Source organism: Serratia sp. Tan611 (genome assembly GCF_905188235.1).
In the GTDB taxonomy this organism is placed as follows: domain Bacteria; phylum Pseudomonadota; class Gammaproteobacteria; order Enterobacterales; family Enterobacteriaceae; genus Serratia_B; species Serratia_B rhizosphaerae.
This window is the reverse complement of the sequence record NZ_LR994655.1, coordinates 968,779-984,625: the sequence shown is the minus strand read 5'-3', so window position 1 is coordinate 984,625 and position 15,847 is coordinate 968,779. Positions and strand designations below refer to the sequence as shown.

At 61.0% G+C, this 15,847-nt stretch carries 18 protein-coding genes; 1 reads left to right on the top strand and 17 read right to left on the bottom strand.

Annotated elements, in window-relative coordinates; translation table 11 throughout:
• Window positions 1–15: 15 nt before the first annotated feature.
• Window positions 16–774, bottom strand: a complete 759-nt coding sequence (locus TAN611_RS04570) for an endonuclease/exonuclease/phosphatase family protein (protein ID WP_238404508.1) — start codon at window positions 772–774, stop codon at window positions 16–18.
• Between the two features lie 321 nt (window positions 775–1,095).
• Here TAN611_RS04570 and yafC point away from each other — a divergent pair, with 321 nt between their 5' ends.
• Window positions 1,096–1,992 carry a DNA-binding transcriptional regulator YafC gene (yafC, locus tag TAN611_RS04565; RefSeq protein ID WP_111737681.1) on the top strand — a complete coding sequence of 299 codons (897 nt, stop codon included), beginning with the start codon at window positions 1,096–1,098 and terminating at the stop codon, window positions 1,990–1,992.
• 56 nt (window positions 1,993–2,048) lie between these two features.
• Here yafC and TAN611_RS04560 read toward each other — a convergent pair whose 3' ends face one another.
• From TAN611_RS04560 to TAN611_RS04485, 16 genes are read right to left on the bottom strand one after another with little or no spacing between them, the layout of a single operon-like run.
• Window positions 2,049–3,278, bottom strand: a complete 1,230-nt coding sequence (locus TAN611_RS04560; protein WP_105229895.1) for a beta-ketoacyl-ACP synthase — start codon at window positions 3,276–3,278, stop codon at window positions 2,049–2,051.
• On the bottom strand, window positions 3,275–4,006 hold the full coding sequence (locus TAN611_RS04555) for a 3-ketoacyl-ACP reductase FabG2 (protein ID WP_203067333.1): 732 nt from the start codon (window positions 4,004–4,006) through the stop codon (window positions 3,275–3,277). Before TAN611_RS04555 ends, TAN611_RS04560 begins: the two co-directional genes overlap by 4 nt.
• Entirely contained in the window at window positions 4,003–4,476 is a 474-nt protein-coding gene (locus TAN611_RS04550; protein ID WP_105229893.1) for a 3-hydroxy-fatty acyl-ACP dehydratase, read from the bottom strand. Before TAN611_RS04550 ends, TAN611_RS04555 begins: the two co-directional genes overlap by 4 nt.
• Window positions 4,473–5,645, bottom strand: coding sequence for a beta-ketoacyl-[acyl-carrier-protein] synthase family protein (locus tag TAN611_RS04545; protein WP_203067332.1), 1,173 nt, complete (start codon window positions 5,643–5,645; stop codon window positions 4,473–4,475). The genes TAN611_RS04550 and TAN611_RS04545 overlap by 4 nt, the downstream gene beginning before the upstream one ends.
• Before the next feature lie 3 nt (window positions 5,646–5,648).
• Window positions 5,649–6,218, bottom strand: coding sequence for a DUF3261 domain-containing protein (locus TAN611_RS04540; protein WP_160028224.1), 570 nt, complete (start codon window positions 6,216–6,218; stop codon window positions 5,649–5,651).
• On the bottom strand, window positions 6,218–8,518 hold the full coding sequence (locus tag TAN611_RS04535; protein WP_203067331.1) for an MMPL family transporter: 2,301 nt from the start codon (window positions 8,516–8,518) through the stop codon (window positions 6,218–6,220). Before TAN611_RS04535 ends, TAN611_RS04540 begins: the two co-directional genes overlap by 1 nt.
• The gene (locus tag TAN611_RS04530) at window positions 8,508–9,113 is read right to left on the bottom strand and encodes an outer membrane lipoprotein carrier protein LolA (protein ID WP_203067330.1); all 606 of its coding nucleotides are present in this window, start codon (window positions 9,111–9,113) and stop codon (window positions 8,508–8,510) included. Before TAN611_RS04530 ends, TAN611_RS04535 begins: the two co-directional genes overlap by 11 nt.
• Complete coding sequence (locus TAN611_RS04525; RefSeq protein ID WP_105229888.1) at window positions 9,110–9,538, bottom strand: thioesterase family protein; 429 nt, start codon at window positions 9,536–9,538, stop codon at window positions 9,110–9,112. The genes TAN611_RS04530 and TAN611_RS04525 overlap by 4 nt, the downstream gene beginning before the upstream one ends.
• Complete coding sequence (locus tag TAN611_RS04520) at window positions 9,535–11,253, bottom strand: glycosyltransferase (RefSeq protein ID WP_203067329.1); 1,719 nt, start codon at window positions 11,251–11,253, stop codon at window positions 9,535–9,537. Before TAN611_RS04520 ends, TAN611_RS04525 begins: the two co-directional genes overlap by 4 nt.
• On the bottom strand, window positions 11,244–11,588 hold the full coding sequence (locus TAN611_RS04515; protein WP_105229886.1) for a 3-hydroxyacyl-ACP dehydratase FabZ family protein: 345 nt from the start codon (window positions 11,586–11,588) through the stop codon (window positions 11,244–11,246). Before TAN611_RS04515 ends, TAN611_RS04520 begins: the two co-directional genes overlap by 10 nt.
• A complete protein-coding gene (locus TAN611_RS04510) occupies window positions 11,585–12,952 on the bottom strand; it encodes an AMP-binding protein (protein WP_203067328.1) in 1,368 nt (455 codons plus the stop codon). The genes TAN611_RS04515 and TAN611_RS04510 overlap by 4 nt, the downstream gene beginning before the upstream one ends.
• Window positions 12,919–13,497 (bottom strand): hypothetical protein, encoded by a 579-nt coding sequence (locus tag TAN611_RS04505; RefSeq protein ID WP_197951321.1) that lies wholly within the window; start codon window positions 13,495–13,497, stop codon window positions 12,919–12,921. Before TAN611_RS04505 ends, TAN611_RS04510 begins: the two co-directional genes overlap by 34 nt.
• 15 nt (window positions 13,498–13,512) lie before the next feature.
• Complete coding sequence (locus TAN611_RS04500) at window positions 13,513–13,764, bottom strand: acyl carrier protein (protein WP_105229883.1); 252 nt, start codon at window positions 13,762–13,764, stop codon at window positions 13,513–13,515.
• 9 nt (window positions 13,765–13,773) lie between these two features.
• A complete protein-coding gene (locus tag TAN611_RS04495; protein WP_105229882.1) occupies window positions 13,774–14,034 on the bottom strand; it encodes a phosphopantetheine-binding protein in 261 nt (86 codons plus the stop codon).
• 4 nt (window positions 14,035–14,038) lie between these two features.
• Window positions 14,039–14,848 (bottom strand): 1-acyl-sn-glycerol-3-phosphate acyltransferase, encoded by an 810-nt coding sequence (locus tag TAN611_RS04490; protein WP_105233217.1) that lies wholly within the window; start codon window positions 14,846–14,848, stop codon window positions 14,039–14,041.
• Entirely contained in the window at window positions 14,841–15,548 is a 708-nt protein-coding gene (locus TAN611_RS04485; RefSeq protein ID WP_105229881.1) for a beta-ketoacyl synthase chain length factor, read from the bottom strand. The genes TAN611_RS04490 and TAN611_RS04485 overlap by 8 nt, the downstream gene beginning before the upstream one ends.
• Between the last annotated feature and the right edge of the window lie 299 nt (window positions 15,549–15,847).

Here is a 15,847-nt window from a genome sequence, read left to right as displayed (position 1 = left end):
CCTGCCGCCAGAAGACTAACGCGCCGGCTGGAACTCCACCAGCAGCGGATTATGATCCGAAGCGCGCGTCACCAATACCGACGCCTCCGCCACGCCCAAATCGCGGTAGAACACAAAATCCAGCGGACGGCCAAAGGCTTTGCGCCGATGATCGTCAGTAAAGTTCACCTCGCGCAGCGCCATATCGCTGGCAAACTGATACAGCGCATTGATGCGCCTGCGGCTCCAAGCGTTAAAATCCCCCGCCATAATCACCGGCCCCTGATGGCTGGCAATCTGTTCGCCAATCGGCCCCAGCTGTTTACTGTAAACGTCCACGCCCAGGCTGAAGTTCACCGCATGGATGTTCACCACCATCAGCAATTCATCGTTAAATAACGGATAGACGGTAATCAGCGCCGATTTCGCCAGACGCAGCAGCGGCTCTTTTTCACGCAGCGGGCAACAATACACCGGGTGCGCCGCCGCCAGCGTCATCACGCCGGAGGGATGTTGCGGCAGGGAAAAAGCCGGCACCTGATCGGCCGCCAGATAGTTCGACGTGGCGAACTGCACCAGCTCCGGCGTGGTTTGCGCCTCCTGTAACAGTACCAGCTGCGCGTCTTTGCCAAAGCTTTTCAGCACCGACAGCCAGTCGGCGCGCTGCTGCTTGAAGATATTCCAGACCATCACCCGCAGCGCGCCGCCGGTAGGCAACGCGGCGCCCGGCGGCAACGGGGCATTGTGGGTGCCAGGGAAAATGCGTTCTACTGGCTGGCCTGCGACATACCGCATGGCGTAAGTTCGTTTCGGCACGCTATTCGCCTATTTCCCGTTGGATGAAAGGGCGGTAATTATTCCCGCCAACAATGAATTGATTATACGCCGCTCCTGCCCGCTTGTTAGGCTTTCCGCTGCATAACCTTAAATGTTATAGGGGCGACGCTGCGGGTTTTCAATCATAAAGGCGTCCCACGTCTGTAAAGATAGTCGCTTATTTGCTGCCGCATTCAGTTCCCGCCACGCCGGTTCAGATTGATGACGCCCGTTATCCCCTTTATGCTTAACTGATAAAAATGCTCAAAGTTTTAAGTCAGCCTTGCTAGCGGAGCAACAATGAAAGCGAATTCGGATGAACTGATCACCTTTGTCACGGTGGTGGAAAACGGCAGTTTCAGCCGCGCGGCGGAGCGCCTGGGCCAGGCCAACTCCGTGGTGAGCCGCACGGTAAAAAAACTGGAAAACAAGCTGGGGGTGACCCTGCTCAACCGCACCACCCGGCAAATCAGTCTGACGCAGGAAGGAGAAAGCTATTTCCGCCAGGTGCAGAAGGTGCTGACAGAGATGGCGGCGGCGGAAAATACGCTGATGGAGAGCCGCCAGCGGCCGCAGGGGCTGCTGCGCGTCGATGCCGCCACGCCGGTGGTGCTGCATGTCCTGACGCCGCTGGTGGCCGAGTTCCGCACGCTGTATCCCGACATGTCGCTGTCGCTGGTCTCGTCGGAAACCTTTATCAATCTGATCGAACGCAAGGTGGATATCGCCATTCGCGTGGGGGAACTCACCGACTCCAGCCTGAAGGCGCGCAAACTGATGAACAGCTACCGTCAGGTGCTGGCCTCGCCGGCCTATCTGGAAAAATACGGCACGCCGACCACCGTGGAGGAGCTGCATCAGCACTGCTGCATCGGCTTTAACGATCTGGTGGCGCTCAACCGCTGGCCGCTCTCCTGCGCCGACGGCCGTCAACTGGAGATCGAACCGGGGCTGACCAGCAACAGCGGTGAAACCCATCGCCATCTGTGCCTGTATGGCAACGGCATCGCCTGCCTGTCCGACTTTATGATTGGGGAAGACGTAAAGCGCGGCGATCTGGTGCCGATCCTGACCGAGCAGACGCTGCCGCTCGCCATGCCGATAAATGCGGTGTACTACAGCGACAGCGCGGTCAGTAACCGGCTGCGCAGCTTTATCGATTTTATCAGCGCACGTCTCGGCCCGGTTCAGCCATAAAACAGGCGCCTTACGGCGCCTGCGTCATGATGAGCGGCGGTTCCGCTCGGATATGGCTACGGCCAGCGGCGCAGAACCAGCGAGGTGTTAATGCCGCCGAAGGCGAAATTGTTCGACTGAACAAATTCGGTCTCAATGGCGCGGTAATCCCCCATGATGTAGTCCAGATCGCCGCAGGCGCTGTCCGGCTCGCTCAGGTTAATCGTCGGTGCAAACCGACCGTCGCGCATCATCTCCAGCGCCAGCCAGGCTTCCAGCGCACCGCAGGCGCCCAGCGTATGGCCGAAATAACTTTTCATCGACGAAATTGGCGTACGGTTGCCGTAGATCGCCGCGGTCGCCAGACTCTCGGCAATATCGCCCCGATCGGTAGCCGTGCCGTGCGCGCTGATATAACCGATATCCGCGGCCGTCAGACCGGCGGCATCCAGCGCCTGCTGAATGCAGATCTGCATGGTTTCACGCTGCGGCTGAGTAATATGTGCGGCGTCGCAGTTGGTGGCAAAGCCGACAATCTCGCCGTAAATCGTCGCGCCACGCGCCTGCGCATGTTCCAGCGATTCGAGGATCAGCGTCGCCGCGCCTTCGCCGATCACCAGCCCGTCGCGCTGACGGTCAAACGGTCGCGGCGTCAAATCCGGCCGCTGATTCTGCTGGCTGGTGGCGAACAGGGTATCGAACACCGCCGCCTCTGACGGGCACAGCTCCTCCGCCCCCCCCGCCACCATCACCGTTTGGTAACCGTGGCGGATGCTCTCATAGGCATAGCCAATCGCCTGGCTGCCGGAGGTGCAGGCGCTGGAGGTCGGGATCACCCGGCCGCGCAGGCCGAAGAACAGGCCGGTGTTGACCGCGGCGGTGTGCGGCATCATCCGCACATAGGTGGTGCCGGTAATATTGTGGGTGTGCTTTTCGGTCAGCATGGTGGCGAACTCGCTCACCGAGTCGGTGCTGCCGCTCGACGAACCGTAGGCGATGCCGGTCGCGCCGCTGGTCAGCACCGCGTCCTCCAGCAGGCCCGCCTGTCCGAGCGCCAGCTCGGTGGCGCGGGTCGCCAGCAGCGACACCCGCCCCATGGAGCGAATGCGTTTACGCGTGTAGTGCTCCGGCAAGGTAAAGTCCTCTACCGGCGCGCCCAACCGCGCATTCAGCCCCCGATACGCTTCCCACTGAGCCATATAGCGCACCGCGCTTTTCCCCTGCCGCAGACGCGCGTCAATCTGCTGCCAGTCGTTGCCGAAGGCGGTGATGCCCGCCATGCCGGTGATCACCACCCGCTGCGTCATACCATGCCTCCGTTAATGGAAATCACCTGCCGCGTCACATAGCCGGCAATATCTGACATCAGGTAGCTGGCCAGCCCGGCAACCTCCTCCGCCGTGCCCATCCGTTTTAACGGAATGGCGCGCATCGCCTCATCCCGCGCCAGTGGCTCCATATCAATCATGCCGGTATCAATCAGCCCGGGAGCAATGCAGTTAACGGTGATTTTGCGCTTCGCCAGTTCAATCGCCAGCGCCTTGCAGGCGCCGATCACCCCCGCCTTGGCGGCGCTGTAGTTGACCTGCCCGCGGTTGCCCATCACACCGGACACCGACGACAGTGCGATAATCCGCCCGCCTTTGCGCAGACCGATCATCGGCATCACGCACGGATGCAGCACGTTATAAAAACTGTCGAGATTGGTGTGGATCACGCCGTCCCAGTCCCCGTCGCTCAGCGCCGGAAACGCGCCGTCACGGGTGATGCCGGCGTTATTCACCACGCCGTAGTAGGCGCCGTGGCGCTCGATGTCCTGCTCCAGCCGCTCGCGGCACTGGGCGCGGTCGCTGATGTCAAACTGAATCAGCCGCCCCTGACCGCCGGCCGCCGTAATGTGCTGCAGCGTCTGTTCTGCGCCGGCCCTGTCGCGGTGATAGTGCACCACCACATAAAAACCATCGGCCGCCAGACGGCAGGCGATCGCCTGCCCGATTCCTTTGCTGGCGCCGGTAACTAAAACGGAACGCGTCATGCGTTGCCCCCTGGATTGGTGAGTTGAGTAATTTCCTGTTGGTCGGGCTGGTAGGTATTAAGTCTGCCGTGTGCAACCTGCCGCCCATTCAGCGTCAGCGCGCATTCGAAACAGGCCAGCTTCTCATCCTGAAACAGCAGCCGGGCGCTGACCACCAGCTCACTGCCGGCGGCAAACGCCGGCTGCTCGCAGTGAATGGCGCGGCCGCCCAACAGCATGCCCAGCGCCGGCGGCCGGCCGGACTGGCGCCCGTGCCAGCCGCTCCAGACGCCGATGGTTTGCGCCATCAGTTCGACCGCATACCAGGCGGGCAGTGCGCCCTGTGCGTCGAGAAATGGCGCCAGCACGCCGCGATCGCAGACGCTGACCGCGCAGCAGGCGCCCTCTTTATCCACGCTGATGACCCGCTCCAACAGCACCATCGGCGCCGCATGCGGCAAATAGTATTCAGCAGCCTGATAACCACTCATGGCAGCGCTCCTAACAGCAGGCAGGCATTATTGCCGCCAAAAGCAAATGAATTCGATAAAATCGTCCGCCGCGTCAGCGCCTGCGGCGCGGTCAGCAGATCGATCGCCGCCAGCTCGTCATCGCGCGGTGCCTGGCTGAAATCCTGCGCCGGCAGCGGCAGATCTTCCGTCAGCAGCAGCCAGCTCAGCCCGGCCTCCACCGCGCCGGCGGCGCCCAGCGTATGGCCGGTCAGATGTTTGGTCGAACTGCACGGCGTGGCGGAGCCAAAGATACGCTGCACCACCTGCGCTTCCATCGCGTCATTCAAGCGGGTCGCGGTGCCGTGCAGATTGATGTAGCCAATATCCTGCGGCTGCAGCCCGGCGCTCTGTAGCGCCATCGCCATCGCCCGTTCCGCCCCCAGCCCCTGCGGATGCGGCGCCGACATATGCCAGGCGTCGGACGATTCGCCCACGCCCAGCAGCGCCACCGGCGCCGGCTCTGAGCTCAGAAGGATCAGCGCCGCGCCTTCGCCGATATTGATGCCGCTGCGCCCTTGGGCAAACGGCGTACAGCGCGTTGCCGACAGCGACTCCAGGCTGCGGAAACCATTAATCGCCATCCGGCACAGGCTATCGGCGCCGCCGACAATCGCCGCATCCACCAGCCCGGCGTCGATCAGCCGTTTACCGCTGATGATCGCCCGCGCGCTGGAAGAACAGGCGGTCGACAGCGTATACGCCGGCCCCTGTACGCCAAGCAGCGCGCCAAGAAACTGAGCCGGATCGCCCAGCTCTTGCTGGGCATAATCATAGCCCGGCGGCCAGACGCCGTGCTGCTGGTAATACTGCAGCCCCAGCTCTCCTTCGTGGATCCCCGAGGTGCTGGTGCCGAGGATCACCGCCACGCGATCCGCGCCGTAGCGCACTATCGCGTCCTCAACCTGCGGCGCAATCTGCGCCAACGCCGCCAGCAGCAGGCGGTTATTGCGCGAATCATGACGGCGCAACGTCGCCGGCACCGCCGGCAAGCTGTCTTCCACCGCGCCATACCATGACGGCTCATCGCCCAGAAGCCACTGGGTTTGCGGCTGCATGCCCGGCGCATGACCCGAACGCAGATTATGCGCGGTTTGCGCCAGAGTTGTGCCCAGGGCGCTGACCATGCCCAATGCGGAGAAATAAATCATCGCTTATTCATCCAGATTCTCAATGGCGATCCGGTAGTGGAACGCCGACTGACTGATGGATACCGGCTGGCGGCGCGCACTCGTCTGGTAGCGGATCTCACTGATCAACGCCCCGCGATCGTCATACAGACGACGGCGATCGCCGCGATCCTCCAGCCGCCAGCCCGTCGGCAGTTGAGCCTGCCACTGCGCCTGCGGCCAGTAGCTCAGCATAATATCCGCCAGCACCTGGGCGGCCGGCGGCAGCTCACCCAGCTTGATAAACTGCTGACTGCGGATACCCTGTTCATCATAAACCAGATTAAACAGACGAATACCCAGCGGCGACATGCCCACCAGCGTCAGACGCTGACCGTCGGCGTTCAACAGCACCATCATCGTGTGCCGTTGTCCTTTTACCTGCGCGTTCAGCAACTGCTGCTGGCTGAACGGCTGCGCCAACGTCGGCGGCGGCAGGGCAACCCGTGTGCCGGGCTTCAGCCAGGCGCTGGGCGCATCGGGCGCGGAAGATGAACCGGCACAGCCGGTCAGCAGCGCGCCAAGCAGCACGAGCGGGAGCAATAGGCCGCGCATCAGACATTACCTCTTAACGTTTTTCTCAGGGTCAGCGGCGCCAGCAAAAACGCCACCGCAATGCCGCCGCTCAGGACGATGCCAAAACTGGCGATCGCCTGCGTATGGCTGAATACCAGCATGCCGAAGGTCAGCTGCGTGGTGAACACCGCCATAAAAATGGCAAACATCGAGGTGGTCGGCGTCCCGCGCGGATTGGTGAAAAACAGCGTGTAGTTGATACCAATCCCCAGCACCAGCACCAGCGCCAGCAGCGAAAACAGATTCAGCGTATGGCCGCTCAGCGCCAGCGCCGCAATGCCGCCGCCCAGCGACAGCAGGGTCGGCACCATGCAGCGCAGCGCGTGGCGGATGCCGAAGCGCCACAGATAGATAGCCGCAATCGCCGCCACCGAGAGCATCAGCAGGTAGGACAGATACAGCCGGTAGTGGCCAAACAGTTCGCTGAACTCCGTTTTGCGGTCGATCCAGCCGCCGCCCGGCACCTGCTGCGCCAGCTTCAGCATCGCGGCGCTGTCCTGCACGCCGCTGACGGGAACCAGCGCCGCGCTGCGACCGTCCGGCAGCGACAGCCATAATAGCCGCCACCCTTCGCTGACCACGCTGGTTAACCATTGCTCCGGCTTCACCCAGCGCGCCTGCAGATCGGGCTGAACGACCGCGACGCCGGCCTGCTGCAGCTGCGCCGTCACCTGCGGGGCCACGTGCGCCAGCAGCGCCGCGTCTGCATGCTGCTGACGCAGAGAAGGCAGCGGCAGCAGGCGATAATCACCCAGCAGCCCCTGCCGCTGCGCCTGCTGCAGTTTAGGCCGCAACATTTCCAGCCGCTGCAGCGTCTGCTGCGCATTCTGCCCGTATATCACCAGCCATTTCTGATCGTTATGCTGCCCGGTCAAGGCGGCGATCTGCCGTTCTTGCTGCTGCAGCCCGGCGGGCAGCGACTGCAGCTGACCAATATCATCGTCAACACGCAGTTGACTGATGCCCACGACCACCACCACGGCGATCGCTCCGGGCAGACCAAAACGCAGCAGCGGCCGACGCCAGGCCCGCAGCCAGCGCATTATCAGCGTCAGCCCCGGCGCGCTGCGCACCGGCAGACGCCGTGACAGCTGCGGGTACCAGCAGATCACCGTCATGCACGCCGCGCTCAGTCCCACGGCGGCGAACACCGCCAATTGCTGTAAGCCCGGGAACGGGGCGATTAACAGCGCCAGATAGGCCACCACCGTCGTCAGCAGCGCCATCGACAGCGCCGGCAGCAACTTACGCAGGCTCTGCAACGGCGTCGACTGCCGGCCATGCACCATGCGCTCACTGAGGAAATACAACGTATAGTCGGCAGAAATGCCGACGATGCTGATGCTCAGCACCAGCGTCATCAGATGAACTTCGCCGAACGCCAGCAAGGTGGCAACCGTTCCCGCCAGCGCGCCGACGCCGATCGACAGCGCACACAGCAGCAACGGCAGCGGCGAGCGGAACATCAGCAGCACCAGTAGAAATACGCCGGCTACAGAGGCCAGTCCGATGGTGGAAATATCGTGCTCAGCCTGCTGGCTGGCATAATCGCTGTAATACAGCGCGCCGCGCTTTAACACCTCACTGCCCGGAAAACGCTGCTGCAGCTGCTGTTGCAGTCCGTTCAACGTCTCTACCATCTGCCGCGCGCTGCGCATATCGTAAGAAGAAGCGCGTAATTCGCCATGCAGCAGGTACCAGCTGCGCCCCTGCCGATCCTGCGCCGTCAGCCAGCCGTCCTGCAGATGCAGCGCGCCGCCGTTTTGCTGCTGCGCCAGCTGCGCGCCCCGCACCAACAGCAGCGGATCGTGCGTCAGTTCCTTGCCGCTGACCCCGGCGAACGCCGAATAGAGCTGGCCGAGGATCCATTGGCTTTGCGCCTCCGCGCCCTGCTGCAAGCGCTGGCGGGTTGCGTCATCCAGCAACGCGTTGCGGTGCTGATAAAAGAACTGCCCCCACTGCTGCTGACGCCCGGCATCCAGCGGGCCGGCGACCTGCTGCAGCGCCGGCTGCGCCTGCAACTGCTGATACCACCAGGTCACCGCGGCGTCATCCTGCCCCGGCGCCGGGCTGACCAGCCACATCAGCTGGCGATCCAAACGCTGGCTGAAACCGTCCGCCAGCGCCTTCGGCACCTGGGACGGCGAGGCGTGCGGCAACAGCGCCAGCACGCTGCTGTTAATCTGGCTGCGCGGCGCCAGTACGCACAGCGCCGCGATCAGCGACAGGCAAACCACCAGCCAGCCATAAGCCAGGCGGCGGTGAATATTAGGGCGCAAAACGTTGCAGCTCCTCGGCGGTCAGCGTCGCCGGCACGGTACGCTGATTAAAGAAGCGAATATGGGTGGCGTCGTTTTGTTTATCATCGATATCGATGGTGTTCAGGAATTGGGCGCCGTTGAGCGTGATGCGGGTAAACAGCTTGTCCAGCGGCGTGGTTTTCGGCGTCAGCACCAGGCGCCAGTTTTCATCACCCCGATCGCTGAACTGCAGGGTAAAGTTTTGCTCCAACGCCTGACCGTCCGCATGAAATAGCGCGCTCAGCAGATGGTTGAACTGAAACATCTGCGGGTTATTTTCCGCCGTTATCACCTGCGGCGCCTGCCCGCCCACGGTTTGCACCATGCGCTTGTCATCCAGCAACAGCGTCAGCGGGAAGGGGCGCTGCTGCGCCCACCACAGCCCTTTCTGCTGGGAGATCAGCAACTCGCCGCCTGAGTACAGCGGCTTGGCCATGCCGCTGATGCTGCGCTGTTGCTCAAATTCGGCGCGCAGCACCGCCTGCTGGCTGAAGCGCTGTTGCAGCTGCGGCAGCGTGACGGCCTGCGCCCCCACGGCAAACAAGCACAGCGTCAGCAAGAGCCACTTTTTCATCGCTTACCCTCCAGCTTGTCCAACAGCACCTGCGGCGCAGCAAAGCACATCTCCTGGCTGCTCGCCTCCACCGCCACCTGAATGGTGTAACCGCTGGTAGTACGCTGGCCGCTTTCCGCATCCAGGATCTGATAGCCGATACGCAGGCGATTCTCATACTCCTGCAGCATCGCGCAGACAATCACCCGCTGTTCAAAACGCAGCGGCGCGATATATTTCACCCGCGTATCCACGATCGGCCAGATATAGCCGGAAGCCTGCATCTGCCGATAGCCATAGTCGAACTGTTTCAGCAGCGCTTCGCGCGCCACTTCAAAGTAGCGAAAATAGTTGCCGTGCCAGACTACGCCCATCGCATCAACGTCGTGGAACGGCACGGTCATCTCCACCCGTACGGAAAAACGCGGATCGTCTTGCAGATTCATACCTCAGGCTCCTGTCGTGCAAGCGGCGTGGCCGCCAAGTGCCAGAAATCGAAAAAATTAAACCAGTCGAGCGGTGCCTGCAGGCAATAGTGCTCCAGCCGAGCCGCATAGCGATCCACCGCCTGCTGCAGCGCCCGCTGCCGATCGCCGCGCGGCAGAGGCAGCGGGTCGGCGAAGGGTTCAAAGTAGACCCGCAGCTCGCCCTGCTGTTTAAGGCCGAACATCAGAAAGACCGGGCAGCGCAGCGCCGCGGCCAGCACGAACGGCCCCTGGGGAAAAGGCGCCGCCTGGCCGAGAAAGTCGCTCCAGACTACGCGCGGCTGTTCGCCGCGCTGGTACTGTCCGGCGGAGGTGCGGTCGCCGACGATGGCCACCCATTCGCCGGCGTTCAGCTTATCCATCAGCCGCATGGCCGTTTCCGGTCCCAGTGAGGAAACCTGGATCAGGTTCAGGTTGGCGCGCGGATTTACCTCTTGCATCACCTGGTTAAAGCGTTCGGCGTGTTTGGTAAACACCAGCGCATTGACCTTGACCGCGTCGCCCAATTCGCCCAACGCGCGGCACGATTCGATATCGCCAAGGTGCGATGCCAGAATCAGCGTGCCTTTGCCCGAGTCGATCTGCTGCCGACAACGCTGGCGATCCATCAGCCGGATTCCCTGCAGATCGCCCTGCCAGCTGGCCAGCTTATCCAGCATGGCATCGCCAAAACGCATAAAGTGGCGAAAGCTGTTCAGCGGCTGCGGTAACGGCTGTTGACGCTGCTGCGCAAAACGCCGCAGGCGCTGTAAATAATCGCGCGATGCCCGGCGCTGCGCGCGTCCGGTCAGCCAGAAATAGCCGGCCACCGGATACAGCAGCAGCTGAAACGCCCGGCGGCCGAACAGCTTGTACACCCTGAGCATCAGGCGAATGCCCCACAGCCCCTGGCGCTCACGCGCCGCCGACCAGTGCTGCGGTTCCGCCTGCCGCCGGCGCTGGCGTAATAAACGCGGAATGCGCGGCAGCATGCCGATAAACAACCGGGTATGCATCCAGGAAATACGCAGGTTGTCACGCAGCGCGTCGAAGTGGGAAATGCCGCCCGCCGGATAGATCACGCGGGTCGGTAAAAAGCGGCTGGGTACGCCGCGCCAATACAGGCGCACCATCACTTCAGTATCGAAATCCATGCGCTGCCCCAGCCGGCGGCTGTTCAGCAGCGCCAGCGTTTCTGCCAGCGGATAGACGCGAAAGCCGCACATGCTGTCCTGCAGAGAAAAGGAGAGCGTTTCCAGCCATACCCAAAAGTGGGTGATATAGCGGCCATACAGTCGCGCCTTCGGTACCGATTCATCGTATACCGGGCGGCCGGAGATCAGCGTATGCGGATAACGGCGGGCCTCATCCAGCATGGCTGGAATATCGCTTAATTGATGCTGGCCGTCGGCGTCCAGCTGCAGCGCATGGCTGAAGCCACGCTGCTGTGCCAGTTGCAGGCCGGCGCTTACCGCGCCGCCTTTACCGCGGTTTTGTTCCAGCCGCTGCAGCGTCATCCACGGCCACTGCGCCGCCAGACGCTGTAATTCCGTCGCCGTCTCGGCATCGCTGCCGTCGTCAATCACCAGGCACGGCAGTTGATAGGCCGCCAGTTGCTCCAGGACACCGGCCATCATCGCGCCGTGATTAAAACAGGGGACGATCAGGCAGGGCAGAAACTCACGATTTAGCGGCATAGTGCAATCTTCCCGCTGCTGGCGATAACCTCACCGACGCGATAGCTGAACAGCAGTTTCTGCCGGGCCGGCTGCCACTCCAGCAACAGCGTCACCGTCTCCAGCGGCAGAATCGGCCGCTGAAACTTCAGCACTTCCATACCGCAGAAATCACCGTCAATCGGCAACAGCGCGGCGGCGAACTGCATCGCCCAGTTAACCTGCGCCACGCCGGGCAAGATAGGGTGCCGGGGGAAATGACCGCGAAACCACGACAGCTCTGCGGGCAGCCGCATCGTCACCGTGGCGTGGGTCGTATCCGTTGTCTGCTGTTGCAGCACCTCGGGATGCATCATAAAAAGAGTTCCTGTAATTCAGCGTAGGCGCGTTTCCCCTGCGGATTGCGCGGGATCGCCGTGACAATCCGCCAGCTGCGCGGCAGCGCCACCGGCTCCAGCCACGGGCGCAGCGCCTGATGTAAACGCCGGGTGAACAGACCTTCCGACAGCGTCTGCCGTTCGGCGCGGCCCTGTGCCGACAGGACAATCACCGCCCCCAGGCTGATGCGCCCTTTACGCCGTAACGGCAATACCGCCGCATCGCTGACGGCCGGCAGCGCCCGCAAGCGTCGTTCCACTTCAGTCAGCGACAGGCGCTTTTCTTCGATTTTAATAATGCGGTCGCTGCGCCCCAGCAGGTGAAAATAACGCGTATCCGCCGCCGGTTGCAAAATATCATTCAGCGACAGCGGCGCATCCAGCAGCGGTGAGTCAATCTGCGGCAGCCCCTGCGCATCAACCTGCAGGGTGACGCCGTCAAACAGGCGCCACGCCGTCTCTGGCTGATGCTGCTGCCGCCAGCCGATAATGCCGGTTTCCGTCGCACCATAAATCTCCAGCGGTAACGTCCCCAGCAGATGCTGCGCGCGCTGCGCCTCTGCGAACGGCAACGGGCCGCCGGCGGAGAACACCAGCGCGCAATCCAGCGGGCTTAGCGCAGCGTCCAGCCGTGTTAGCCAGGCCGGGCTGCTGATAAACAGCAACTGCCCCACCTGACGTTTGGCAATCAGTTGTTCATGATATTCCGTAAGTTGCGCATCGAACGGCACGCCGCAGGCCATCGGCATAAAAAGCCGGAAGCTCAGGCCATATAAATGCTGATGAGAGACGGAGGCCGCGATCCAGCGCCCCTGAAACTGCGGCAACCAGCGGGCTGCCAGTAACGCGCATTCTTCATCCAGCGCCGCGACCGGCTTGTGTACCTTCTGCGGTTCCCCCGTCGAACCGGAGGTATAGAGAACCAGGCTGGCGGCATCCGGCCAGTCCGGCAACGCGACACTGCCTGCGGCGCCTTCTTCGACCGTCAGCCTCGGTACGCCAAGCATCAGCGGCAAATCACTCAACAACGCATCAAAATCCGCGCGCTGCTCTTGCAAAATGGCTTCTCGCTGATGGCCGAAGATAATCGGCACTTTGCCGCAGTACAGCGACGCTAACAACGCGACCGTAAAACGGTAGCAGTCATCGAAGCAGAGCGCCCAACGCTTTTCCCTGTACGCGTTAAGCTCGCGATACAGCCCGGCGACATCGCGACGCAGCTGAGCCAGCGTTATGCGCAGCTCACCGCGCCAGGCGACCACGGTATCAGGCGCTCGCTCCTGCGCCAACCAGCGGCTCATCGGCAAGGTCAGCGGCGTTTTACCCTTTGTCTCGCGATCCATTCTCCCCCCATCAGGGCGCCCATCAGCAGGTAACTGATCCCGCCGTTGTATAACGTCCATAGCTTGATATCCCCCAGTTGGCAGGTGATTAATGCTATTGAGGCGTTGACAATAAAGAACCCGCACCAAACCTGGGTGACCCGGCGCGTATAAGCCACGCCCGCGGCAGACAGCGCCGGTTCGCGCAGACGCGCCAACCGCTCGACCACCGTCGGGGGAAACCACAAGGAATAGGCGAATAACGCCAGCAACAGCAGGCTGACCAACACCGGGTAGTACAGCAGCCAGTGGGATTGCCCCAGCAACCAACTGCTCACGGCCAGCACGATGCCCACCAGAGCCAACATTTTCGCCAGACCGCCATGCTGACGCCATCCGCCGCGCAGCGACAGCAGGCGCAGGGTGAAGAGTAAAGCCAGCAATGGCGCCAGCAGCTGCGTACCCCAGCGGCTGACGCCAAACCATACCGCAAACGGATACAGCACCAGCAGCAGCCAGGTCAGCGCCTGTAACAGCGTCCGACTATGCGCCAGCCAGCGTCTCACCGTGCGCCACCTGTATCAGTTTCCAGGGTTAAGCAATTGATCGATAGCATCGACCACGTCTTGTACCGTACGCACCGATTTGAACATTTCCGGTTTGATCTTCTCACCGGTGATCTTTTGCAGATGCACCACCAGGTCTACGGCGTCGATGCTGTCCAGATCCAGCTCGTCATACAGGCCGGACTGCGGCGTAATATCCTGGGCATCAAGCTCAAACAGCTTCGCCATCAGCGTCTGAACCTCTACAAAAATCTGCTGCTTATCCATGAAAACCCCTTATTTGCTACGCTGTGCGGAAACAAACGCGGCCAACGTTTCCACAGAATAAAAATGCTGACGCATATCGTCGCTTTCGGCCGACAGCACAACGCCATAGCGGTTTTTCAACGCCAGCCCCAATTCCAACGCATCAATGGAATCCAGTCCTAATCCTTCGCCGAACAAAGGCGCCTGTGTGTCAATCTCATCCGGCGTCATGCCTTCAAGATTGAGCGAATCAATAATCAATTGCTTGATTTCGGTGCTCAATAAATGCATTCCACTATTTCTCATTATTTATAGAATCTGACTGTAAGGCGTCAGTTAAATGCTGGGTTAAACGTCTTGCTGCGCGGGCAGGAGAAACATCGTCCTCGCGCATAAAAGTGCGCGTATCGATCTTATCCAGAACAGTTACGCGAAACTGCGGTTTTGTCGCCGGGATATTATACCATTTGCCCTGTTTCGTCAGCATTGGCGGCTCGCAGTGGATCTGCACCAGTCGGATGGGACATTGGCTGCGAATCGCGATATTCGCCGCACCGCGCTGCAGCGTCAGCATGGTTCCCGGCGTGGTGCGCGTCCCCTCCGGGAAGATGAGAATCGTGCCGCCGCTGGCCAGACGTTGCCGGCACTGCTCCAGTAAACGCTCAGATTCGGCATTCGCCAGATAACCGGCCGCCTTAATCACGCCGCGCACGAATACATTGCGCAAAAGCGCCTGTTTAACGATGCAGTCACAGCGCGGCATGCGCGAAGCCAGTAGCACATAGTCCAATAGGCTGGGATGATTGGCGATCACCAGACAGCCGGCATCCTCTTGCAGACGTTCTTCATGCTCGAAAGCATAATCGAGTACGCCGAAAAAACGGCAGGCGGCCAGAAAAACGCGAAAGCTGTGGCGGATAGAATCCTGAGTTAGCTGATGACGCCGGGCCGAATCACGCACCAGCAGGCGCAGCAGATTGAACCAAACGCAGGAGAGCAGCAGGCCGCCGACGCCAAACAGGGCGAATAATCCGCCGGTCGCAACCACGCGCCAGCTGCGGTTCAGCCACGATGAGGGTGGCGTGGGGTTAGCTTTCCTAGCCATCATACGTCCAGCGCCAATCGTGTCGCGGACCCGGCACGATAAACTCTGTTTGCCCGCTTAACCAGTGGCGCAGGAAGGATAAACTTTGTGGTAAAGACTCAGCGGCCGCTTGCCTGGCGACCGGCACGCATTGTAATGACTCCCCCGCCGCCAACAGCAGCGCCAGCGCATAGGGGCGAGCGGTTAACGTGACAAAAGGCTGGTAGTCCTCAGGCAGCGCACCGTCAAAATCCACCAACAAAACCCGTTCCGCCGCGCCGCTGGCCAATATCCCCTGCGCTTCCAGTATTCCCTGTTGAAAACTGTCTTCGCCAGCGGCCAGAGAGGTGGTGGGTAAGGTATTTTTAGCAATGATGGTTAACCAGCCTGCGGCGGTATTATGCACCGACATGGCAAAATCGGTCGGCGACAGCGGTTGTTGCTGGTTCAGGTGCTGCAGGATCTTATGGGTGCGCTCCAGCTCGCCGTGGCGGCTGGTAAAGATGGCCATATCCACAGCCTGCTGCTCCAACAATGTCAGACCACATTCGACGGCCAAGCGTGTGCCTGCGCTCATGCGTCGTAAAGACATCATGGGAATATGTGGGCAAGGAGGCAAAGTCTGCGTGGTTATCTCGCCATGTGGCTGTCTGGCCCACTGACGCCAGCTATCTGCAGTTTCACGCCCGTCGGCCAACGCCCACCAATTGAGTATCTTCATGCGACCCGCTTGTCACCAGAATATATCGTGCATAAATTTATGATATTTACCCCCGGATAACATGGCTAAAAGTCTGATTTTATAACCTGCATTTATTTTAGTGAAAATAAATTTTATTTATTAGTCAGTTAACTATATATCAACCTGCCAGTGTCGCATTGTGCTAACGCATTAAAGCCGAACGAGACAGGAATAAAATAGGCTGATAACCGCAGCGTTCTTTCCAGAGTAAGGTACTAAGAGTTTTATTAGGTGTGATTTTTGCACATGAAAAAGCCCTGAGTCAGAGACTCAGGGCT